19 protein-coding genes are annotated in these 21,527 nt (G+C 76.5%); 4 read left to right on the top strand and 15 right to left on the bottom strand.

Going from position 1 to position 21,527, the window contains the following annotated elements; all coding sequences use genetic code 11:
- The first annotated feature begins 267 nt into the window (after positions 1–267).
- The gene (locus ABD363_RS24250) at positions 268–636 is read left to right on the top strand and encodes an alpha-amylase (protein ID WP_344607071.1); all 369 of its coding nucleotides are present in this window, start codon (positions 268–270) and stop codon (positions 634–636) included.
- A gap of 191 nt (positions 637–827) precedes the next feature.
- Here the strand turns inward: ABD363_RS24250 and ppk2 are convergent, their stop codons facing one another.
- On the bottom strand, positions 828–1,823 hold the full coding sequence (ppk2, locus tag ABD363_RS24245; RefSeq protein ID WP_344607070.1) for a polyphosphate kinase 2: 996 nt from the start codon (positions 1,821–1,823) through the stop codon (positions 828–830).
- 93 nt (positions 1,824–1,916) lie between these two features.
- The gene (locus ABD363_RS24240; RefSeq protein ID WP_344607069.1) at positions 1,917–3,353 is read right to left on the bottom strand and encodes a serine/threonine-protein kinase; all 1,437 of its coding nucleotides are present in this window, start codon (positions 3,351–3,353) and stop codon (positions 1,917–1,919) included.
- Positions 3,354–3,716: 363 nt separating this feature from the next.
- Here ABD363_RS24240 and ABD363_RS24235 point away from each other — a divergent pair, with 363 nt between their 5' ends.
- On the top strand, positions 3,717–3,971 hold the full coding sequence (locus ABD363_RS24235; RefSeq protein ID WP_344607067.1) for a hypothetical protein: 255 nt from the start codon (positions 3,717–3,719) through the stop codon (positions 3,969–3,971).
- 59 nt (positions 3,972–4,030) lie between these two features.
- On the opposite strand, the gene ABD363_RS24230 is transcribed toward ABD363_RS24235, so the two are convergent.
- The gene (locus tag ABD363_RS24230) at positions 4,031–6,874 is read right to left on the bottom strand and encodes an AAA family ATPase (RefSeq protein WP_344607065.1); all 2,844 of its coding nucleotides are present in this window, start codon (positions 6,872–6,874) and stop codon (positions 4,031–4,033) included.
- 192 nt (positions 6,875–7,066) lie between these two features.
- The gene (locus tag ABD363_RS24225; RefSeq protein WP_344607063.1) at positions 7,067–7,555 is read right to left on the bottom strand and encodes a type 2 periplasmic-binding domain-containing protein; all 489 of its coding nucleotides are present in this window, start codon (positions 7,553–7,555) and stop codon (positions 7,067–7,069) included.
- A gap of 42 nt (positions 7,556–7,597) precedes the next feature.
- Between ABD363_RS24225 and ABD363_RS24220 the strand changes: the two genes are divergently transcribed.
- Positions 7,598–8,551: a LysR family transcriptional regulator gene (locus tag ABD363_RS24220; RefSeq protein ID WP_344607061.1), complete on the top strand. Its 954-nt coding sequence runs from the start codon at positions 7,598–7,600 to the stop codon at positions 8,549–8,551.
- A gap of 28 nt (positions 8,552–8,579) precedes the next feature.
- Here ABD363_RS24220 and ABD363_RS24215 read toward each other — a convergent pair whose 3' ends face one another.
- Positions 8,580–8,876 carry a WhiB family transcriptional regulator gene (locus ABD363_RS24215; RefSeq protein ID WP_344607059.1) on the bottom strand — a complete coding sequence of 99 codons (297 nt, stop codon included), beginning with the start codon at positions 8,874–8,876 and terminating at the stop codon, positions 8,580–8,582.
- Between the two features lie 893 nt (positions 8,877–9,769).
- On the opposite strand from ABD363_RS24215, the gene ABD363_RS24210 reads away from it, so the two are divergent.
- Entirely contained in the window at positions 9,770–10,021 is a 252-nt protein-coding gene (locus tag ABD363_RS24210) for a DUF2630 family protein (protein ID WP_344607057.1), read from the top strand.
- A 119-nt stretch (positions 10,022–10,140) separates the two neighbouring features.
- On the opposite strand, the gene ABD363_RS24205 is transcribed toward ABD363_RS24210, so the two are convergent.
- The 10 genes from ABD363_RS24205 to ABD363_RS24160 all read right to left on the bottom strand — a co-directional run bounded on the left by ABD363_RS24205 (position 10,141) and on the right by ABD363_RS24160 (position 21,338).
- Positions 10,141–10,839, bottom strand: a complete 699-nt coding sequence (locus ABD363_RS24205) for a class F sortase (RefSeq protein ID WP_344607055.1) — start codon at positions 10,837–10,839, stop codon at positions 10,141–10,143.
- Positions 10,823–11,683, bottom strand: a complete 861-nt coding sequence (locus tag ABD363_RS24200; protein ID WP_344607053.1) for a DUF305 domain-containing protein — start codon at positions 11,681–11,683, stop codon at positions 10,823–10,825. Before ABD363_RS24200 ends, ABD363_RS24205 begins: the two co-directional genes overlap by 17 nt.
- 302 nt (positions 11,684–11,985) lie before the next feature.
- The gene (locus ABD363_RS24195; protein WP_344607051.1) at positions 11,986–12,786 is read right to left on the bottom strand and encodes an endo alpha-1,4 polygalactosaminidase; all 801 of its coding nucleotides are present in this window, start codon (positions 12,784–12,786) and stop codon (positions 11,986–11,988) included.
- A complete protein-coding gene (locus tag ABD363_RS24190; RefSeq protein ID WP_344607049.1) occupies positions 12,783–13,445 on the bottom strand; it encodes a spherulation-specific family 4 protein in 663 nt (220 codons plus the stop codon). Before ABD363_RS24190 ends, ABD363_RS24195 begins: the two co-directional genes overlap by 4 nt.
- Positions 13,442–14,368: an NAD-dependent epimerase/dehydratase family protein gene (locus tag ABD363_RS24185; protein WP_344607047.1), complete on the bottom strand. Its 927-nt coding sequence runs from the start codon at positions 14,366–14,368 to the stop codon at positions 13,442–13,444. The genes ABD363_RS24190 and ABD363_RS24185 overlap by 4 nt, the downstream gene beginning before the upstream one ends.
- A 6-nt stretch (positions 14,369–14,374) precedes the next feature.
- On the bottom strand, positions 14,375–15,088 hold the full coding sequence (locus ABD363_RS24180) for a nucleotidyltransferase family protein (protein WP_344607045.1): 714 nt from the start codon (positions 15,086–15,088) through the stop codon (positions 14,375–14,377).
- Between the two features lie 32 nt (positions 15,089–15,120).
- Entirely contained in the window at positions 15,121–16,122 is a 1,002-nt protein-coding gene (locus tag ABD363_RS24175) for a GDP-mannose 4,6-dehydratase (protein WP_344607043.1), read from the bottom strand.
- A gap of 83 nt (positions 16,123–16,205) precedes the next feature.
- Positions 16,206–17,612: a hypothetical protein gene (locus ABD363_RS24170; protein ID WP_344607041.1), complete on the bottom strand. Its 1,407-nt coding sequence runs from the start codon at positions 17,610–17,612 to the stop codon at positions 16,206–16,208.
- Complete coding sequence (gene pelF / locus ABD363_RS24165) at positions 17,609–19,120, bottom strand: GT4 family glycosyltransferase PelF (protein WP_344607039.1); 1,512 nt, start codon at positions 19,118–19,120, stop codon at positions 17,609–17,611. The genes ABD363_RS24170 and pelF overlap by 4 nt, the downstream gene beginning before the upstream one ends.
- Before the next feature lie 85 nt (positions 19,121–19,205).
- Entirely contained in the window at positions 19,206–21,338 is a 2,133-nt protein-coding gene (locus ABD363_RS24160) for a hypothetical protein (protein ID WP_344607037.1), read from the bottom strand.
- Positions 21,339–21,527: the final 189 nt, after the last annotated feature.

Here is a 21,527-nt window from a genome sequence, read left to right as displayed (position 1 = left end):
TCCCGCCGTCGGCGCTCGCGGCGGTGCCCGTCCCGGAGCCGCCCTAGCGGAGGACCGGAACAAGGCACCTCCTTGAATGCCCTTGCAGCATGTGCACCGCATCTCAACTGGTGTTTTGATTGACGCGCGAACCATGACTGAAACCGCCTTCATGGATTTGCGCAAGAAGAGGGCTGTCGTGAGGATGGCGTCCGCTCCACCACGCCGCACCGCGACGGAGCGGATGCGGCTGCCCGCGCACGCCGTCCGTCCCACCCGGGGGAAGCCATGCCGTACGCACAGTTCCGCGCCCTGACCGTCATCGCCTCGGCCGTGCTCCTGAGCGCCTCGCCGGCGGGGCACTCCGCCACCGCCGGTACGGACCCCTCGGGGCCGCCGGTCCCGGAATGCGTCCGCCACTTCGCCGACTGGCGCTACACCACCGTCGTCAACGACTGCGACGTCACCGTCGACGTCACCGTCGAGTACACCGACGGCCGGCCGGTCCCCTGCCGCACCCTCCCGCCGGGCTCCCGGGCGACGTTCCCCGGCCACGGCCCCGGGCCCGACCACGTCACCGGGGTGCGCGTCTGCGTACCCGACGCCTCCGAGGCCACCGCCGCACGGAGGTTCGCACCGGCGGGCCCGGGCGCCTGAGCAAGCCCCGAGCGGAGCGGCGGGGGAGCCGCCGGCCGCCGCGGAAGGGCCCCGAGCGGGCCGCCGTCGCCGCTCCCGGCACCCCGCCCCGGCCGCATCCCGGCCGTCCCCGGCACCCGCCCCGGCCGGGCGCGCGCCCCGCTCCGGACGCGGTGCGCGGCGATCCGCGCCCCGCGTCCGGAGCGGCACCGTCACGCGGGGTCCGGGTGCTTGCCGGGCTCGTCGCCGTACCCGGTCAAGGGGGTGGGGGAGAGGTCGGCGGGTTCCTCGCCGGCCTCCAGCAGGGTGTCCGCGGCGCCCACGATCGACGGGTCGGGCTTCCCCACGACCGCGTGGTCCTTCGCGGGGTAGTCGCAGCGGTCGAGCAGGCTGCGCATCGCCTCCAGCCGGCCCCGGCGCTTGTCGTTGTTCTTCACCACCGTCCAGGGGGCGTGCGGGGTGTCCGTGGCGCGGAACATGTCGACCTTGGCGGTGGTGTAGTCGTCCCACCGGTCGAGCGAGGCGAGGTCCGTGGGCGACAGCTTCCAGCGGCGCACCGGGTCGACCTGGCGGATCGCGAACCGGGTCCGCTGCTCGGCCCTGGACACGGAGAACCAGAACTTCACCAGCAGGATGCCGTCATCGGTCAGCAGCCGCTCGAACAGCGGGGCCTGCTCCAGGAACGTGCGGTACTCGTCCTCCGTGCAGAAGCCCATCACGCGCTCGACGCCGGCGCGGTTGTACCAGGAGCGGTCGAAGAAGACGATCTCACCGCGGGCCGGCAGGTGGGCCACGTAACGCTGGAAGTACCACTGGCCGGCCTCCCGCTCGGTCGGTTTCTCCAGCGCCACGACGCGGGCGCCCCGCGGGTTCAGCCGCTCGGTGAACCGCTGGATCGTGCCGCCCTTGCCGGCCGCGTCACGGCCCTCGCAGACCACGACCACCCGCTGGCCGGTCTCCTTCACCCAGCGCTGCATCTTGAGCAGCTCTATCTGCAAGAGGCGTTTCGTGCTGTCGTACTCGGACCGGCTCATCTTCCGGTCGTACGGGTAGTTCTCCCGCCACGTCTCTATGGGGCTTCCGTCGGCGTCGAGGAGGATGGGCTTCTCCGGCCGTCGCCCGTCCACCCGAAGACCGTCGAGCAGACCGCCGTCGGCCGTGCCCTCGTCCTCCCGGTGCCTCTGGGCCGCGTCGTCGCTCCCGGACATCACGCACTCTCCCGCTTCCTGTCGTGGGTCACTGCTGCAGGTGCCCCGGCAGCGCACTCGTAGGCACGCGGCCCGCGCACCGCGCCGGCGGGATCAGCGCCGCGGCTTGCCGGCGGGACGGCCCTCGGACTTCGACGTCCTTCCGCGCGGTTTGTCGTCGGCGGTCCGCACGGCACGGGGACGGGCGCGCTCCCGCGGCTCGTCCGCAGGACCGGCCGAGGACGGCGGGGCGGGCGAGGACGGCGGGGCGGCCGAGGACGGCGGAGCGGGCGGGGCCGGCCGGCTCGGCGACCGCCCGGTTCCGCCGTCCGAAGCGCGAAAAGTCAGGGCACGGGAAGCCGGTGAGGGAGCGCGCGAAGGAGAGGCGGCCGGCTGCCGAACCGTCGCGCGGGGGCTCCCGGGGGAGGCCGGGCCGGAGGAGGGCTCCGTGGGCACGGGCTCGGTGGAGCCGGGGGCGGCCCGGCCGTCACCGGTTTCTCCGCCGTCCGGGGCCGCGGCGAGGGCGGCGCCGAGGACGGCCGTGAGCACCGCCGTACCGACGGCCGGCAGCAGACGGCGGGGGCGGCTCCCGCCCTGCCGCCGCGGGACATCCGGTGGTCCGGTCACGGCCGGGGCGGGCAACCCGTGCTCCGCCGTCTCCCTGTCCGGCCCGGGACGCCCGGCGCCGTCGAGGCCGGCACCGGACGCCGGGGCCGGCACGAGGCGCGCGCCAAGGGCGGACAGGGTCTCGGCGCACTCCCCGGCAGCGGGCCGTGCCGCCGGGTCGGAAGCCGTCATGGCGCGCAGGAGCCGCGCCAGCTCCGGGGGCGCCGAGCGGGGGACCGCGGGCAGGCGGTGCAACCGGGCCACAGCGGCCTCCAGGGGCGTGCCCCGGTACTCCGTCTCTCCCTTGAGGCACTCCAGCAGGACCAGGCCGAGCGCGTAGACGTCGGCGGGCGGGCCCACCTCCTTGCCCAGGACCTGCTCCGGCGCCAGATAGGAGGCGGTGCCGACGAGTTCGCCGGAGGCCGTGCGCCGGGTGGCGTCCGCCATCCGCGCGATGCCGAAATCGGCGAGGTGCGGGGCGCCTTCGGCGTCCAGCAGGACGTTCGACGGTTTGACGTCGCGGTGCACGATGCCGGCGGCGTGCACGTGGGCGAGCGCGCGTGCGAGGCCGGCGCCGAGCCCGGCCACGTCCGGGGGGTCCATGGGCCCCGCCGAGACACGCCGAGCCAGCGTGGTCCCCTTCACCAGCTGCATGACCAGGTAGGCGCAGTCCTCGTGCCGTCCCGCGTCGTACAGGGTGACGAGCCCCGGGTGCTGAAGGCCCGCCAGGACGACGGCCTCGTCGGCGAAGCGCTCCCCGAGCGCGGGGTCGCCGCCGGGACGGAAGACCTTGACGGCCACCGGACGCCGCAGGCGGAGGTCCACGCCCTCGTACACGTCGGCGACGCCGCCGGCGCCGATCCTGGAATCCAGCCGGTACCGGCCGCCGAGGAGCCGGGCAGAGGCGTGGAGTGCCGGCCGGGGTGCCGACGGGCGATCCCTCATGTGTGCTCTCCGTTGCTGCCGCGGGCGGAACGCGGACATCGACGACATCGCGGGGCGTGTACCCGGCACGGCCCCGCCCACCCGTCCAGGCCGTCCCGCACCGTGCCGGAGCGCGCCGGCGACGTCGGACGACCCGGCGCCCGCCTCGCCGGCTGACGGCCGCACCGGCCGCGAACACCGCGGCGGCACCGGTTAGTTCGGGCCCCCGCACATCGGGGCGCCCGGTGGCGCCCCTGCCCCGGTTCCGGCGTCCCCGGGGCCGTCGCGGCCGGCGAGCCGGCCCGACGGGCATGGATCCGCCCACAGGGGAGACCTGTTGAGGCAGCGCAAGACTCGCTCACCGTCGTCGAGGGGGAGACTCACATGCCAGTGGCCACATCGCGTGACGCACTCACCATCGGTGTCGCGGCCCTCGCGGGAGCCGTCGTCGCCGCTCGCTGGTGGGCGCACCGCCTCCCGCAGCCGCAGCCCGGCAACCGTGCCGTCGCAGCGGACCGGGTCGAGGAACTGCACCTGGCCTTCCGGGACCGCACCGTCCCGCACCCCGACGATCCGGAGAACGCCCTGCGGCGGTACTGGAGCCGGCTCCACCCGCTGACCCTCACGCCCACCGCATGAGCCGCCGCCGGTGAGCCGGGGGCGGTAGCCGCGGCGCACGCGCGCCGCCGTCCTCCCCGTCACGAGCGGTCCCCCATCTCCCGCAGGACCTGGCCGAGTTCCCGGCGCGAGCTGACGCCCAGGCGGGGAAAGACCTTGTACAGGTGCGAGGCCACGGTGCGGGGCGAGACGCGGAGCCGGTCCGCGATCTCGCGGTTGGACAGGCCCGCGGCGGCCATGCGGGCGATCCGCTGCTCCTGCGCCGACAGCACGAGCGGCTCGGACGCGGGCCGGGAGGCCGGGCCGTGGTCCCGCATGCTGACCCCGACCGCCCGCAGTTCGGCGCGGGCCCGGTCCCGCCAGGGCGCGGCCGCCAGGCGGGCGAACCCGTCGTACGCCGTGCGCAGCCGGGCGCGTGCCGCCGCCGTGTCGCGTTGCCGGCGCAGCCAGACGCCGTGGTCGAGCGCGAGACGCGCCCGGTCGAAGGGGCGGGCGGAGGCCACCGCCGCCACGTGGGCCCGCCGGAACCGCTCGGCGGTGTCGTCGGCCTCCTCGTGGGCGGCGAGCAGGGCACGGCCGTGCCCGACCAGGAGCGCCGTCTCGGCGGAGAAGGCGCCGAGCCGGCCGCGGACGGCCCGGGCGTCCTGGGCGCGTGCCGCGCGCAGGTCCCCCCGGGCCAGGGCGGCGCGCATGACGTCCACGTAGGCGTGGCGGGCGACGACGTCCCGGACGGGATCGGCGGCGGACAGCAGCGGCCGCGCGCCGCCGGCGGGTTCGCCGCCCGCCGACGCCAGCAGGTGGGCGGCGTGCTCGGCCAGCTGCGCGTGGTGCGCCGAGCCGTGGTCCCGGGCCCACCGGCGGACCTCCCGCAGCAGCCCGCCCCCCTGGTCCCGGCGGCCCTGGTAGGCGCAGACCATCAGCAGCCGGGCCTTGAGGTCGACGGCGTGCCGTACCAGCCCTTCGTCCTCCGCCTCGCGGATCAGCTCCGGCACCAGCTCGTCCAGTTCCGCCCACCGGCCTCCCGCCACCATCAGCGCCGCCTGCAGCGACCGGCAGTGCTGGAGCGGGCCGCTGTCCCGCTCCCCGGTACGCCGCAACGCGGTGGCCACGAGACGGCCGGCCAGGCCCGTCTCGTCGATCTGCCACGCGGCGTCGGCGAGCCACGCCAGCTCCCGCAGGCCGAGCGCGTCGGACGCCCCGACCGCCGTGCCGGCCAGCGCGCGCAGCCCCCGCCGGATCCCGGCCCTGCGGCCCACCGGATCGAGGTGGGCGGCGACGGCGATGCGCAGCGGCTCGTCGCCGTCGCTCCGCGCGCCCCGCTCCGCCAGCCAGTCCAGCGCCGTACGGGCCGGTTCGGGACGGTGGGTGAGCGAGCTGAGCGTCGCCAGCTGGAAGGCGGCCCAGTCACGCCGGTCCGGGCCCAGCACCTCCCCGGGGACCAGCGCGCCGGCCAGTGCCGTGTGGGCGGCCCGCGCGGTGAGGGCCGTGTCGAAGCCGGTGCTGGCCCGGACGATCCGCAGGGTGCGGGCCGTGACGGCCTCCTCGCGGCCCTCCAGGTCCCGGGTCAGGGCGAGCGCCAGGTCCGGCCTGCCGCACCGCAGTGCCGTGGCGGCCGCGGCCGTGAGACGGCGTGTGCGTTCCCGCGGGAGCGGGCTGAGCTCTCCGGCGCGTTGCAGGGCCCGCAACGCGGAACTCCAGTCGCCCCGGGCCAGGGCGGTACGGGCCAGCGCGTCCAGGCGGCCGACCCGGTCACCGCCCGCCGGGCCGGCCGTGCCCCGGCCCGCGGGCGCCCCGGAGCGGGCGGCGCCGAAGTCCGCCCAGGCGGCGTGGGCGTGTCCGCGGGCGGACGCGGGCGCCGTGGAGCAGGCCAGGCTGCGGTGGATGCGCCGGGTGAAGCGCGGGAGACGGTCACCGGTGACGAAACCGGCCTCCTCGGCCGGCCCCAGCGCGTCGGGTCCCGCCCCGACGAGGTCCGCCGCCCAGTCGACGTCCCGTGCCGTCAGGTCGCCGTCGGCGGCGGCGAGGACGGCCAGCAGGGCGCGGGTGCCGGCCGGCAGCCCGCGGAAGCGGGGGCCCAGGGCCGCGTCCAGCGCGGGCCCCGCCGGCAGCGGATCGGGCAGCGGGGCTTCGCCCCTGCGCTGGGCCGGCGTCAGCGCGCGGGGCAGGTCGATCAGCGCCAGGGGACTGCCCTCCGCCGTGGCGAGCACGGCGGACCGGACCGCCGGAGCCAGGTGCGGGTGGTGGTCGGCGAGCAGCAGACGGGCGGAGTCCTCGTCCAGACCGCCCAGGTCGACGGACGGCGCCTCCCAGCCCTCGAACGGGCCGGGGCCGCCGCTCGCCGCCGCCAGCAGCGCGATCCGGGTTCCGGTCAGCCGGGTGGCGAGGTAGGTGAGCGCTCTGGCCGAGGCCGGATCCAGCAGGTGGCAGTCGTCGACCGTCACCAGCAGCGCCCGGGGCCGGGCGAGGAAGGAGAGCCCCTGGTGCAGCGCCGCGCGGACGAGCAGGGCGTCCTCGGGCCGGTCGTCGCCGTCCACGGCCCGCAGGAGCGCGGTGCGCAGCGGGTCCGGCAGCGCGGCGGAGACGCCGAGGGCCGGGCGGCCGAGCCGGCCCAGAGCGCCGGAGCGCCGCTCGGCGTCCCGGTCCGTCCCGGTGATCCGCAGGACCCGCCAGCCCTCCTCGCGGGCCAGGTCGGCCGCCCACCGCAGCAGGGCGGTCTTGCCGAGGCCGGTCTCGCCCCGTACGGCCACCGCGGAGCCGTCGTGCGCGTAGGCGCGGTCGAGGGCCCCGGTCAGGGCACCGAGCGCGTCGCCGCGGCCCCGCAGGGGTTCCGGCCGCGCGGACCGCTCCCCGGGGTGTGTGTCGCCGGCCGGGCGCGGGAGGGGAGCGGCGGACCGGTCCGGGCGGAGCGGGGAAGTCGTGATCATCCGAGGGTTCTCCGGGTACGGCGGTGTGCTGGCGTCCGCGCCGCGAAGTGGGGGTCTGGCGCTCGTGGCACTCCCGCGACCCGGACCGGGGCGTCGTACCGGGCCGGCGGGCCCGGGCGCGGAGCCGCCCGGGCGGACGGGCCGGGGACGGTCCTGCCCGCGGCCGGGCCGGGCGGAGAGGCCGGAATCAAACTACGTCCGGGGCGCTGCACCGGCATCAGTCAATCGACCTGGATCGGCGACGAGGCGGGCGGGCCCGCGCCGGGCCGGGCGGAAGCGGGCCCGGCGGCGCGGCGGAGGGGCGGGCGGCGGAAGCCGTCGTGCGCGGGGGGTGCCACCGCGTCGTCGCGGGGCGGGTCGGGCGAGCGGGCCGCTGCCGTGCCCGGCGAGGTAGCGGTCGGCGGCCTGCAGGGGGGTGAGGCCGTCCACGTTGATCAAGGCGTCGATCTCCTCGACGCCTTCGTTGCCCAGGTACGGACGGTCCAGCCGGGCGACGGCCTCGGGGCGGATGCGGTCCAGCGCCTCCGGACCGACGACCGGGCCGGCGTCGTCCACGCCGCCCAGCAGCCCCTTGGGCTCCGCCGGCGGCCGCAGGCCGTGGAGGCGGTTGAGGTACTGGGGCCGCCCCAGCGGGATGACGGACCGCTCCCGCGCGGCCATGCCGCTCCTCGCACGACCCATGAGTCCAAGAAATCCTTGTCGTCTCTTCCATAGGCTGAGCGCATGGCGACGCTGCGACAGCTGGAGTATCTGGTGGCCATCGTGGACGAGGGGTCGTTCACCCGGGCCGCCGAAAGGCTCGACGTCACCCAGCCCGGACTCTCCCACCAGTTCCAGGCGTTGGAGCGCGAGGCCGGCGGCCCGCTGCTGGAGCGGCTGCCGCGCGGAGTGCGGCTCACCCCGGCCGGCCGCTCGATGCTGCCGCACGCCCGGGCCGCCCTGGCCGAGGCCGGCCGCGCCACCGCCTCCGCACGCCGTGCCGCGGGTGTGTCCACCGGCGAACTGCACCTGGCGACGCTCTACTCGGTCAGCTCCGGCGTGCTGCCCGCGGTCCTGGGCCGGTGGCGCCGGCAGCACCCGGGGGTACGGATCCGGCTGTTCGAGCACCGCCGCGGGGACGAGATGGCCCGGGCCATGGCCGCCGGCCAGGCCGACGTGGCGGTGGGTCCCCTGCCGGAGGGCTGGGAGGGTACCGCCCGCCACATCGGCACCGAGGAGTTCCTGGTCGTCACCTGCGCCGACGATCCCGCGGCGGCCGCGCCCGGCGCCCCCGGCGTGCGCCTGTCCGATCTCGCGGAGCGGGAGTGGGTGCACTTCACCCCCGACAGCGGCCTCTCCGACATCCTCGAGGCGGCGTGCGCGGCGGCCGGGTTCCGGCCGCGTGTCGCGGTGCGCACCGAGCAGGCCTCGTCGGCCATCGGATACGCCGCGGCCGGGCTGGGGCCCACGCTCGTGCCCGCCAACACCGTCCCGCCGTACTTCGGCGGCGTCCTCCTGCGTCCCGACCCGCCCCTGCGCAGGCGGCTCACCGGGTACACCCGCACCAGCCCGGACCCGGTGACCGCCTCCTTCCTGGACCTGCTCGGCGACCACGCGCCCCTGATGCCCCCGCACGTCGGCAGACGCCTGCGCCCCGCCGCCCGCACGGACCGGCGCCCGCCGCGGGAGCGCCGGTGACCCGCCCCCGTGGGCGGGCGCGGCGGCGTCACCGGGCGCGACCGGGGCCGCGTTTCCGGCCGGTGCCGAGGCGGTCCGCGCGCTCGGCCTCGGTCAGACCGCCCCAGACCCCGTACGTCTCCCGGGTGACCAGGGCGAACTCGGCGCAGCGCCGCCGTACGGGACAGTCCCCGCAGATCTGCTGCGCGCGCTGCTCCAGCTCTCTGCGCGGGGCACCGCGCGCTCCCGGCGCGGCGTAGAAGACGGAGCTGGACATGCCCCGGCAGGCGGCGTGACGCTGCCAGTCCCACAGAGCGGCCACGGGGGTCCGTGAGGTCGTCGCCATGGTCGTCCTCCTGACGGTCGGGCCGGTGTCCGCCCTCGGGGAACGGGCGGGACCGGCGTCGTACGAAGCACACGAGCACACGGCCGGCGGTGCCGTCCCCGGCCCCGCCCCGGTCGTACGGACCTCCCGGGGCGTCCCCGGGCCGGTGTCCCGGGCGGCGGCACCCGGTGACGCGGGCCGGGGACACGGCGCGTGCCCACCGCCCGATCATCCGGGGCCGCGGGGGACCGGCACATCCGTCGGACGACTCACGCGGACGGCGTGCCGCGAGGATCGGTCATCCGACAGAAGCACGACGGGCCGGGCCGCGGTGAGCCGACCACCCGGTCCCGGACCCGTCGTGCCCCTCACCCCGAGGGCGCCCCGGAAAGGCGGGAGCGAACCACCACGCGCACCCCCGATTCCCCGCCGGCCGCAGCCCCGGCCCGGCGTTCGGTCCCGGCCCCGCCGATCGCCGCGGGCGCGGGCACCGGCGCGCGGGCGGCCGCCGAAGGGCCGCGGCCGCCGCACGTCATGCCGGTCCACCAGTCAAACGACTGATCCGCGGGGCGGCGCCGGCCTGGAGAATCGCCCCCACCGAACAGGCGCTCGGCTTCCGCCGTGACGCCCCGTGGGCTGCCGAGAACCGGGGCTGACCGGGGCCCCGCGACCGGAGCGGCTCTTCGCCGGGGCGCGTCCGCCGGACCGGCCGCCCGCCCCGGCGGGACCACCGGCGACCCCGCCGCCGGCCCCGGTGAGCGGGCGCGCACCGGCCACGTCGTGGCCGGGCGGCCCGGGGCCGCGTACGGCGACGTGGTGCGGCTGCCGGCGGACGAGGACGCCGCGAAGTCCCGGCCGGCGCGGAACGGCCCGCCGAACTCCGGCGGAGCAGTACTCGAGGAAAGGACGACATCATGGCCGAGCAGGACGACCGGATCCTTCACCGGATCGCGGAGATGGCCCACGAGGAGCGCGAACTGCGGGACGCGCTGAGCGCCGGCCGGATCGGCAGCGCGCAGGAACGGGCCCGGCTGGGGAAGCTGGAGCGCGAACTGGACCAGTGCTGGGACCTGCTGCGGCAGCGCCGGGCCAGGACCGAGTTCGGCCAGGACCCCGACGGGGCCCGGGTGCGTCCGGCCTCCGTCGTGGAGCGCTACCGGTCCTGACACGCCCTCGGCGGGGCGCGTCGCCCCGGAGGCCGCCGACCGGCGGCCGGCCGTGCCCCGGGGAGCCCGCCCGGCGCGGGCGGCAGCGGACCGGCTCCGCCGCCCGGCCGGGCGGGTGCTCAGCGCCCGGCGCGGGCGGGCGGGGACGGCTCGGTGGGGCCGGAGCCGGTGAAGTGCGCGTAGACGATCACATTGGCGCGGTAGCCGGAGGCGCCGCTGTAGGCGCCGCCGCAGGTGATCAGCCGCAGCTGTGCGGTGTCGGTGGGGCCGTAGACGGCACGGGTGGGGAAACGGGACTTGGCGACGACGGTGACCGCGTCGACGGCGAACCGGGCCGTGCTGCCGTCGGCGCGGTCCACCTCGACCCGGTCGCCTTCCCGGACCGCCCCCAGCGCGTAGAAGGCGGCCCGGCCCCCGGGCAGGGCCGCGGAGTCGGCGTGCCCGAGGACGACCGCGGGCCCCGCCTGCCCGGGAGCCGCGCCGGCTTCGTACCAGCCGACGTCCCCCGCCTGCCGCAGCCCGGGGACTTCGACGGTGCCGTCGGCGTTCAGGCCCACCGGCCGGACCGCCGCCGTGATGCCGAGCCGCTTCACCCGGACACGGACCGGACGGGAGCGGCCCAGCGGCCGCACCGCCGCGGCGGACTCCTGCGGCGGGTCGGCGGTGAGGGCCGGCCGCGGACGGGGCTGGGGCGGCGGCTGCGGCGCGGACACCACGCCCTGCACGACCATCCCCAGGCCCGCCGCCAGGCAGGCCGCGGCCACCGAGGCCGGCCGGCCGCCGTACGGCCCGCGGCCGTGCTCAGTCCTGCTGCGCACCGCGTCGGCGACGCACCACGACGACCCCCAGGGCGCCGCCGGCCGCGGCCAGCGCGGCCCCCGCCGCCACCAGCGGCACGGTGGACGCCTGGGTGGCTCCGTCCCCGGTGTCGGGGGCCCCCTTCGGCAGCACGCCCGCGTCGGCCGCCTCCCTGACCCGGTCCCCGTCCCGGCCGGCCAGCCAGGTGCGGAAGTCCGCGATCTGCGCTCCCTGGGCGGTGGCGCCCGTCGCCGCCGCCAGCCGCAGCCGCGCGTGCGCCGCGCGTGCCTGCGGCTCCAGGGACTCGATGACGCCGCAGGAGTGGTGAGGGATCATCATGCGCACGAACGCGACGTCGAACCGCTCGCCCCTGTCGACCTGGCGCAGCGCCTCGAGCATGTCCTGCACGCCCTGCGCCATCTGGGCCATCTCCCGGCGGGCCTCGGCCGGCGCCTGCTCCGCCGCCTCCTGGGGCGTCATCCCGTACCACTGGTGCAGCCACCGCGTGAACTGCTCGATCTGCCGCTCGTGACCGGTGATGATGTTCTGCGCGTACCTGCGGACGTCCGCGTCCACGCCGCGCCGGAGTTCCAGCCGCGCCATCTCGACGGCCCCGCGGTGATGGGAGATGATCTCCGCGAGGAACAGCGTCTCCAACTGCTCGCCCCGCAGCTTCGCCAGCGTCTCACCGAACTCGTACGCCACCGGCTCCGTCGACATCGGCTGACGCCCCTCAGCCTCCGCCGCCGCGACGGCTTCCGCCGCGGGACCGCTCCAAGCCGCCGTGGCACCCGCACAGACCAGTGCGGCCGCGCACGCGGTGACCGCAGTGGCGCGCCGAACGAGGGATATGACCACTTCCATGTTCCTTCCGTCGTGCCGACGCGAGGCGAGGCCTTCACGCGGGCCGGACCTGTGGGAGCGCCCGCCGACCGTGGACGCCGCCCGCCCCGTACGCGCGAGCACACCGGGTGGCGGGCTCACGACTCAACGTAGGCAGGGGCGGTGCTCCGCGCTCCCTCGCCTCGGCCATCCGGGTCACAGCCGCGTCGCCGCCGCGAGCGACGCGGCCCGCGTGACCGGGCCGGGCCGGGGCGGGCGACCCGGCCGTCCGCCCCGGCCCGGCCGCGCAGGGGTCCCGGTCGTGCCGGAGTCCGCCCGGCCGGTCAGCAGGGCTTGCGCCAGGTGCTCAGCTCCGGCCTCTTGAGCATCGACGACAGCCCCAGCCTGCGCGACAGCGGGCAGAACGCGGCGGTGGGCTCCGTGTACTCCACGTGGAAGACCGCCTTGCCCGCCGCGACGAACGGTTCGAGCAGCGCGCATTCGCCGTACTGCGCGCACTCCTCGTTGACCGCGAAGTCGAAGTCGTCCAGCAGCTGCGGAATCTGGGCCAGGTCGTTCTTGAGCCCCACGGCCAGACCGCGCTCATGGGCGATGTCCGCGATCATGCGGTTGTACCGGAGCTGGTCGTCCGCCGTGAGCGGGAAGCCGGTGTCGTTGCCGTAGCCCTCGACCAGGTCCGGTTCCACCGCGTCGAAGCCCTTGTCCCGGCACATGTCGAACCGGCGTTCCATGAGGGGCCGCAGGACCGCCACCTGCCGGATGTCCAGCCAGCGCTCGCCGCGCCACCCGTTGGGCCTGCCCAGCACCGAGCGGGGGAAGGCGCGCCGGTCGGGACGGAAGTCCTCCCAGGCGCCGACGTTGACGTAGCAGATCACCCTGCGGCCGTCCCGGTGCAGGCGGGCGACGTCCGAGGCGGTGTTCTCGAAGCCGTCGATGTCGTAGACGGGCACGTCGACCGACGGGTCGACCCTGCCGTCGAGCTGCCACTGCCAGGCCAGGCCGGGGCGCGGCTGCCACACGGCGCGGGCGCGCGGGCCGGCCGCGCGGTCGTGGCCGCCGGAGCACGCGGCCAGGGCGGCCACCAGGGCCAGGGCGGCCGCCAGGGCCGGTACGAGCCGCCTCACCGGTCCGCCTCGGTCAGTGCGGGGGTCAGCCGGGACCAGGGATTGGGCGGTTCCCCCGTCACCGGACCGCACACCGCCGCGCCCCGCTCGCGCGCGGTGCGCACGGCGAGCGGCACGAGCGGCTCGGGCACCCCGTACACGAGGTGGCACAGCCGCCCGGGCGGCTGCCGCACGGCCCACGAGGGGCGGCTGAACGCCGACACGTACGTGGACCAGTGGCCCTCGAAGGTGACGGTCAGGTCGGCGAGGCGGACATAGCCGGGAGCGGGGTGGACGCCCGGGTTGAGGACGACGGGCGAGGCGCCGAGCCGGCGGGCGGACCGCACCAGGCGGCGGCAGGCCGGCAGCCCGTGCGGCCCGGCGGTCACCCGGTCCAGGAAGCAGCCGTCGGCGGCGTACCACTCCCGGTGCCGGCGCAGATCGGCGATGATCAGCTCCGGGTCGCGCGCGCCGTAGTCCGTGTCGACGTAGCCCAGCAGCCGCGCCCCCGCCGCGCGCAGCGCGCCGGCCGCGGCGACGAACGCCGGGTCCGGGACGGAACCGGGCCCGTCCGCGGGGTTGAGCACGACGGCGTAGGTGCGGGCGGCGCGGGTGACGAGCCGGTGCCACGCGGCCGGGTCCTCGGCCGGATGGACGTACAGCGGAATCAGCAGGTTCACCGCGCCGGCGCCCCCTCGGGGCGGCGGGGCGCGGATCCCGCGGCCGCCCACAGCGCCGCCAGCGACGCGTCGAGGGAGTGGGACGGCCGCCAGCCGAGGGCGTCGCGGGCGGCGGTGATGTCGGAGCACTGCCACGACACCTGCGCGGACCGCGCGGAGCCGCTCGCGCCCTCCTCGACGATCCGGCCCCGGAAACCGGCCACCTCCACCAGCCCGCGCACCAGCTCGCGCACCGGGACGGCCGCGCCGCCGCCGATGTTGAGGACCGGCGGGAGGGGGCCCGGCGCCGTGGCCGCCAGCCATGCCGCCCGTGCCACGTCGCGCACGTCCACGAAGTCGCGGTGGGCGGACAGGTCACCGAGCCGCACGACCGCGTCCGGACCGTGCCCGGCGTCCCTCAGCAGGGCGGTGACCCGGCCGGGCAGCCCGGTGGGCGGGGCCCCCGGGCCCACCGGGTTCCCCACCCTCAGCACCACCGCGTCCAGCCCCGACGCGGTCACCGCCACCGTGCCCGCCAGCTTGGTCGCGCCGTACGGGCCGGCCGGGCGGGTCGCCGCCGACTCCGCCACCCGCCGGCCGGGCGTGCCGGGGCCGTACTCGGCGGCCGAGCCCAGGTGGACCAGGCGGGCCCCGGGCGCCGCCCGGAGCAGCGCCGCGCACAGCACGGCGGGGCCGCGGGCGTTCACCTCCGCCAGGGTGACGGCGTCGCCGCCGGTCGCGCCCGCGCAGTTGACGACGGCGTCGGGCGCGGCCGACGCCAGCGCCTTCGCCAGGTGGTGCGGGGGGTCGGACGCGAGGTCGACGGTGACCTCGGCGGCGGGGGAGCGGCCGCCGACGAGCACCCGCGTGCCCGGCCGGGCGCGCAGGTGCTCGACGACGTGGCCGCCCAGGTAGCCGGTGGCGCCGAGAACGAGGACGCGCATGGGTGCTCAGGCTCCCTTGAGCAGAAGCGACTTGCGGCTGGTGAACTCCGCGTTGGCCCGGTCGTAGTCGTCGGGGCGGCCGATGTCCAGCCAGTAGCCGTCGAACTCGTAGGCGTGCGGCGGCCGCTCGGCGGCGAGCAGGTCCAGCACCAGTTCGTCGAAGCCCAGCGGCAGCCCGGGCGTGTAGCCGTCGAGCGCGGACCGCGAGACGCCGTAGACGCCCATGGACACCCGGTAGTCGATGCTGGGCTTCTCGGTGAAGGCGACGACCCGGCTCGCGTCCGTGGTCAGCACCCCGAAGTCGATGTGCACCTTGCGGGCGTAGGTGGCGATGGTCAGGGGCGCGCCCGACGTCTCGTGCCGGCGCAGCACGTCGGCGTAGTCGAGGTCGGTGAGCACGTCGCCGTTCATCACCAGGAAGTGCTCCGGCAGGCGCTCGCGCAGGGTGAGCAGCGGGCCCATGGTGCCCAGCGGGCTCTCCTCGGTGGCGTAGTCGATTCTCATGCCCCACTGCGCGCCGTCGCCGACGTAGGCGCGGATGATCTCGCCGAGGTGGCCTATGGCGATGGTGCAGCGGGTGAAGCCGGCCGCGGACAGCTGGCGCAGCACGATCTCCAGGATGGCGTGCTGGTCGCCGATGGGGACGAGCGGCTTGGGCAGCGCGGTGGTGTACGGCCGCAGCCGGACGCCCTTTCCTCCGGCCAGGATCACTGCGTGCATGGCATACCTCCTGCGGATACGTGCCGGTCGGGTCAGATGTTGTAGATGCCGGTCTTGTAGCGGGCCAGGTTGGCCGGGTCGACGAACCACCGCGCGGTCCGCGCGAGCCCGTCCTCCAGGGTGTGGCGGGGCTGCCAGCCGGTCGCCGCCGTCAGCCGGGTCGCGTCGGCGACCAGCCGCAGCACCTCGGAGTGGGCGGGCCGCAGGCGCTCGGGGTCCTCGCGCACGTCCAGCGGGGCGTCCATGACCTTGCCGATCAGCGCGACCAGGTCGCCGACGGAGATCTCCCCGCCGGTCCCGGCGTTGAAGGTGCGGCCCACGACCCGCTCCGCCGGTGCGGTGCCCACCGCGAGGAACGCCTGCGCGGTGTCCTCGACGAAGGTGAAGTCCCGGGTGGGGCGCAGGTCGCCGAGGGTGAGGGTGCGCTGCCCGGCCGCCACCTGCCCGATGACGGTGGGGATCACCGCGCGCATCGACTGCCGCGGCCCGAAGGTGTTGAACGGCCGCAGCGTCACCACGGGCGTGCCGAAACTGGCGTGGTAGCTGTCGGCCAGCCGGTCCCCGCCGGCCTTCGAAGCGGCGTACGGCGACTGGGTGTTGATGGGGTGGTCCTCGGTGATCGGCACGGTCTGCGCGGTGCCGTACGTCTCGCTGGTCGAGGTGTGCACCAGGCGCGGCGTGCCCAGTGCGCGCACCGCCTCCAGCACGTTGAGCGTGCCGGTGACGTTGGTCTCCACGTAGCTGTGCGGGGCCCGGTAGGAGTACGGGATCGCGATGAGCGCGGCCAGGTGGTAGGCGCAGTCGGCGCCGTCGAGCAGGGCGCGCACCGAACCGGGGTCGCGCACGTCGCCCAGGACGATCTCCACCTGGTCGAGGACGTCGGCGGGCAGGGTCTCCAGCCAGCCGTAGGAGGAGAAGGAGTTGTACTGGGCCATGGCTCTGACGCGGTGGCCGGAGGCGACGAGCGCCTCGGTGAGGTGCGAGCCGATGAATCCCTCGGCTCCGGTGACGGCGGCGAGTGGTGCGGAGGTCAACTCTGGTGTCCTTTCGTCCGGTCGTGCGGCGGGGTGCCGGGGCACCGGGGGCGGTGGCGCGCCCGGTGGGGTCGCGCGGGCGGTCACACGTGCGGGGAGGGCCTGCCGAGCAGGCGGATCGCGCAGGCCGCCAGACAGGCCGCGGCCACGCCGCAGGCCAGGGGCAGCGCGGCCGGGCCCGGCGGCAGGTCGAGCCGGGCGGCCGCCCCGGCGCCGCCCGCGGCCAGCAGGCAGAGCACGGCCGGCGGCCAGGCCACCCCGAACGCCTGGAGGAGCAGGGCGGTCCACAGGGCCGCCGCGAGCAGCAGCAGCGCGGCCGGGTCGGAGCCGGTGAGCAGGGCCGGGGGCAGCAGCAGCAGGAGGTAGGCGGACAGGCACAGGCCGAGGACGGCGGCCGAGCGGAGCAGGAACGCCCCGGGCGTCGCGCTGACCCGCAGCGCGGCGACCGACCAGCCGCGATAGCGGTACAGCAGCCACTCGGCCGGGCCCATGCTCAAGGTCAGCGCGATCACCGCGTACGGCTGCCGCCGGCCCTCCAGCATGACGAGCACCGCCGCGGCCAGCCCGAACAGGCCGTAGGGGAGGGAGGAGGCCGCTCTCGGCCGGGGGCCGCCGGGCGCGGCCGGGGCGGCGAGGCCGGCCCGCAGGACCCGGGCGGTGGCGGCGAGCACCGCCAGCAGCGCCAGCAGGGGCAGGCCCGCCCGCAGCAGGGGGCCGGGCTCCCCCCACGGCAGCACCGCGGCGCCGGCGATCAGCGGGCTGAGCGCGGCCAGCAGCAGCCGCTCCCGGCCCAGCACCAGCAGTACGCCCGCCGCGGCCAGGTACAGCGACTGCACGGCCGCCACCGCGGTCACCGGGCCGCCCCCGGCGGGCAGCGCGGCGAGACCCGTGGCCACCGCCGCGCCCGACACGGACCCGGTCAGCAGGGTGCGGGCCGCCTCCCGGCGCCCGGTCACCAGCCTGAGGTGCGCCCGGTGGCCCAGCGCCTGCCCCCACGCCCAGGAGACGACACCCGCCACGATCAGGACGGGAGCGTGCCGGTCGACGCGCCACAGCGGGGCGGTGAGCAGGTAGGCCAGGGCCGGCAGCGCGAACAGCACCCCCCGCAGCAGACAGCGCACGGTGTCCGGCCGCCAGGGGTCGGCCGCGGCGGGCGGCTCGGGAAAGGTCCGGGGTACCCGCTCGTACAGCGCGGACGCCAGCGAGAACAGGTTCGGATGGCCGTACCGCTCCCTGACCAGGGTGGCGGACAGGCCCTCCGCCTCCAGCAGCGCGGCCACCTCGTAGGGGTGGACTGCGGGGCCGACACGGTCGGCGAGTTCGGCGGCGAGCGCGCTGACCGCCTCCTCGTCGGGACCCTGCCGGGGCAGCCGGATCGCGAGCGTGGTGTCGTCCAGGGCCCAGCGGGGGCGGCGGCGCGGCCGGGCCAGCCGCAGCGCCAGCGTGTCCTGCTCGGCGCCGCCGGGTTCGAGGGACATCGGCCCGCTCATCCGGCCAGGCTCCTCGTGCCGGCGGCCGCCGCGACGGGCACGGCGGCCGGGGCGGGGGCCCTGTCCCGCCCCGCGGACAGTTCGTGGTAGATGGCGCGGAAGGTGTCGATGGTCTGCCGCAGGGTGAACTGCTCGATCACCCGCAGGCGGGCCGCCTCGCCCATCGCCCGGCGCCGCGCGGGATCGCCCAGCAGCTCCAGCGCGGCGGCGGCCATCGCGGCCGGGTCGCGCGGCGGCACCACCAGTCCGGTGTCGCCGACGGCCTCCCGTACGCCGCCCACGTCGGTGGAGACGGTCGCCCGCCCGCACGACATGGCCTCGATCAGGGTGAACGGGAAGCCCTCGCTGATGCTGGACAGCATCACGACGTTGCCGGCCGCGTAGGCGTCCTTGATGTCGTCGACGCGGCCCTCGAACGTCACGGCGTCGGCGTGGCCCAGCTCCGCGGCCAGGGCCTCGCAGCGCTCCCGGTAGCCCTCCCCGCCCCGGGGCGTCCCGCCGAACAACCGCAGCCGCACCTCGGGCAGCCGGGCCCGGACGAGGGCGAAGGCGCGGATGAGGGTCTCCAGGTCCTTGATCGGGTCGACGCGTCCGGCCCAGCTGAGGGTGAGGGTCTCGGGCTCGGGGCCGGCCGGGGGGAAGGCGGCGGGGTCGACGCCGTTGTAGACCGTGCGGATCGACGCCGGGTCGGCGCCGCCCTGCTCCTCCCACAGCCGGTTGTAGCGGTTGCCGGGGGTGATCAGCGCCGCCCGGCGGTAGCTCTCCTCCGCCAGCAGCCGGAAGAATCCCAGGATCACCGCCTTGACCGGCCAGCGGTAGGGCGCGGTGCGGTGGCCGAGGTAGCGTTCGCGCAGGTAGACGCCGTGTTCGGTCAGCAGCAGCGGAACACCGTGCCGTTCCAGGGCCGCCAGTCCCGGCAGTACGGCGACGCCGCCGCTGACGGCGTGCGCGACCCCGTCCTCGGGCGGTGGCGCGGCCAGGGGGCGCAGGGCGTGCTCGAGCAGGGCGGTGGCGGTGAGCGCGTCGTGCAGGGTCGGCCCCGCCTCGCGCACGGTCAGCCCCGGACGCGTCCACACGGCGGTCAGGATCTCGATCGCGGTGTCGCCGCGCAGGAAGGGGCTGAGCAGTCCGTCCGCCGCCGCCCGCGCCAGGGCGTACAGGGCGGGCGCGAAACCGTCCTCGGCGCGGGCGTCGACCAGCGCGGTCAGGAACCGCTCGTAGGCGTCGGCGAGGCGGCGGCGGGCACGGCCGCGGGGCGGGCGGCCCGCCGGGGCCTCGCCCCACATGGGTACGGACAGGACGCCGGAGACGTGCCCCGGCAGGTCCCACACGATCGGCTCGCGCCCGGTGCCGGTGACGGCGATGACGTCGAAGTCGATGTCGGGCATGCCGGTGACGAGCTGGTCGCACCAGACGCTCACACCGCCGTGACTGTGCGGGTAGGTGCCTTCGGTGAGCAGGGTGACGCGCGTCGCGCCGGGGCGTCGCGCGCCGTGGTGAGCGGGCATCGGTGTGCTCCACGGCCGGGGTGTGAGGTGGTCGTGCCGGTCCCGGCCGGGGGCGCCGGCCGGGACCTCGCTGCCGGTGCGCCGGTCAGCTCCCCGCGGCGGGGGGAACCGGCTCGGCCACGCCCTCGGGCACGCGGGTGCCCGGCGCCGGGGCGGTGGCCGGTGCGGAGCCGCCCGCGCCGGTGGCCGTGGGGGAGGCGGCGGACGGCGGCAGGGCGAGGGTGAGCGGCGCGGTCGCGGCGGCCGTCCAGCCGGACCGTCCGCCCGCGTAGGCCTCGCCGAAGGCGGAGCCGGCCCGCGTGGTGCCCTCGGGCATGGTCGCGGGGACCGCCACGCCGTCCGGGCCCTCGACGGTGACGGTGCCGCCGACGCGGTAGGCGGTGACCTGTCCGTCCCGCACGGCCGCGCGCCACGCGGCGCGCCGCTGCAGTTCGCTCCCGATGTCCTTCATCCGCGGGTTGACCACCGGGGTGTTCTCCGCGAAGAGCGTGTCGTAGGTGTCGAGCACGCCGTCCAGGACCGGGTAGGCGATGCGGTCCTCGGCCAGGTTCGACTGGTGGATGAAGTGCGGCCTGGGGTCGTTGGCGAGGACGTGGCCGAGGGCGATCCGCCGCTCCAGGGGCACGATGTGGTCCGTGTAGCCGGTGGCCGGGTCCAGCGGGGCGGGCAGGCAGGTGGTGGTGGCCGGGTTGTCCTCGCAGATGCCGCTGCCGCCCTGGGCGCGGCTGGTGTAGATCCAGTTGTACTCGTCGACCTGTTCGGCCGCCCGCCCGGCGTTGTAGAAGATGTTCATCGGGTAGCGGGGGACCGTGGTGGCGGGACCGACCCGGCGCTGGTCGGGTTCGCGGGAGTTGTCCGAGCCCAGCCAGGCGATGCCGGTGTCGGCCAGGGCGAGCGCCAGGTTGGGGTTGTCGGCCGGCTGCTGGGGCAGCACCCGCAGCCCGGAGTGCTCGCCGGTGACCAGTTCGCTGTTCTCCAGGGGCAGTCCGGCGGTCTGTCCCCAGACGCGGTTGTGGGCGATCTCGTCGGCGAGATCGTCGCGGCCGACCCATTTGGTGCTTCCGTCGGCGGTGGTGGCGCACCGCCAGGGCACCACGGTGGTGTCCTGCTCGCAGCCGAGGAAGGCGTGCGTATAGGTGTGGTTGATCCAGCGGAACGCGTCGCGTTCGGCGATGAGCTTGTCGGCGAGCGGGTCGGCGCCGGCGTTGTCCTCGCGGTGGTCGACGCTGCCGGCGCCGTTGTAGGCGAAGTCGAGGGCGAAGCCGTGCTCGCGCTGCCAGGCGGTGGCGTGGTCGACGTCCTCGGGCGTCATGCGGATCGGGTCGGGGGCGGCGTTCGGGTCCGTGCAGTCCACGTCGCCGGGCGTGCAGTTGAGGGTGGAGTTCCAGCGGTCGTCCGCGGCGAACACGTCGTCGACGTGCACGGCGAAGTAGTTGCGGGAGGCGCCCAGGTGCACACCGCCGGTCATCCACTCGACGATGCCGCGGGCCAGCAGCCGGAACTGCTGCTGGTATTGGTTGTAGACGAAGGTGACGACGAGTTCGCGCCGCCCGTCGTGCCGGTACTCGCCCACCAGCGAGCCCCGCCCGGCCGTTCCGGGGATCGGCGCCTCGACGTACGGGGTGAAGTCGGCGCCGGCCACCGGGGTCGACAGGTACGCGTAACTCTCGCCCACGTCCGGCGAGTTGTCCTCGAACGGCACCGGACCGTCGAGGTAGCCGAACGGCCCCGAACGGCCGGCGTCGGTCACCTCGGCCCGCACCCCGTCGACGCTGCCGGAGTAGCCGCCCTGGACCGGGTAGCGGAGCCCGGCCTCGGGCCGGGCGTACGTGTACGCGTCGACCTGCGGGATGTCGTAGGTCCGCTCGTAGGCCACGAGCGCGGCCATCTCCGGGGAGTTCGCCGGGAACGGGTTGTCGTTGGGCAGCACGACCGCCTGGAACCGGGCGCGCTCCCGGCCGTCCACGGTGTCCGCGAGGTAGCCGGCGTCGATCACGGGCCGGTCGGACCGGGTCAGGTCGATCTCGGTGTACGGGGTTCCCGCGGTGTCCAGTTCGGCCGCGATGGCGTCGGTGGCCGGGCCGCCGTCGCTCACGACGAGCACCCGCAGATCGATGCGGGGAGCCGGGGCGTCGGCGTGGGCCGCCGTGGCCGGGGTGCCGAGGGCGGCGATGAGCGCGCCCGTCGTGAGCAGGGTGGTGCGTATGGTCCGCTTCATGCGGTGCTGTCCCCTCCCAGGGCAGGGGTGAGCACTGCTCCGCGGAGCGGACGCACCCCCTTGCGCGGCGCCGGCTTCCCCCTCAGAGGCCGGTCGTCGACGCATCCGTCGCGTCACATAGTGAGGCGTCTGTGCAGCTTTTGTGGTCCTGCTGCGAAACCTGACGAAAAAAAGCGGGTGTGTTTCAGG

This window comes from Streptomyces glaucus (assembly GCF_039533365.1).
Taxonomy (GTDB): Bacteria; Actinomycetota; Actinomycetes; order Streptomycetales; family Streptomycetaceae; genus Streptomyces; species Streptomyces glaucus.
Note: the sequence above shows the minus strand (reverse complement) of the source record. Positions and strands in the feature narration are given on the sequence as shown.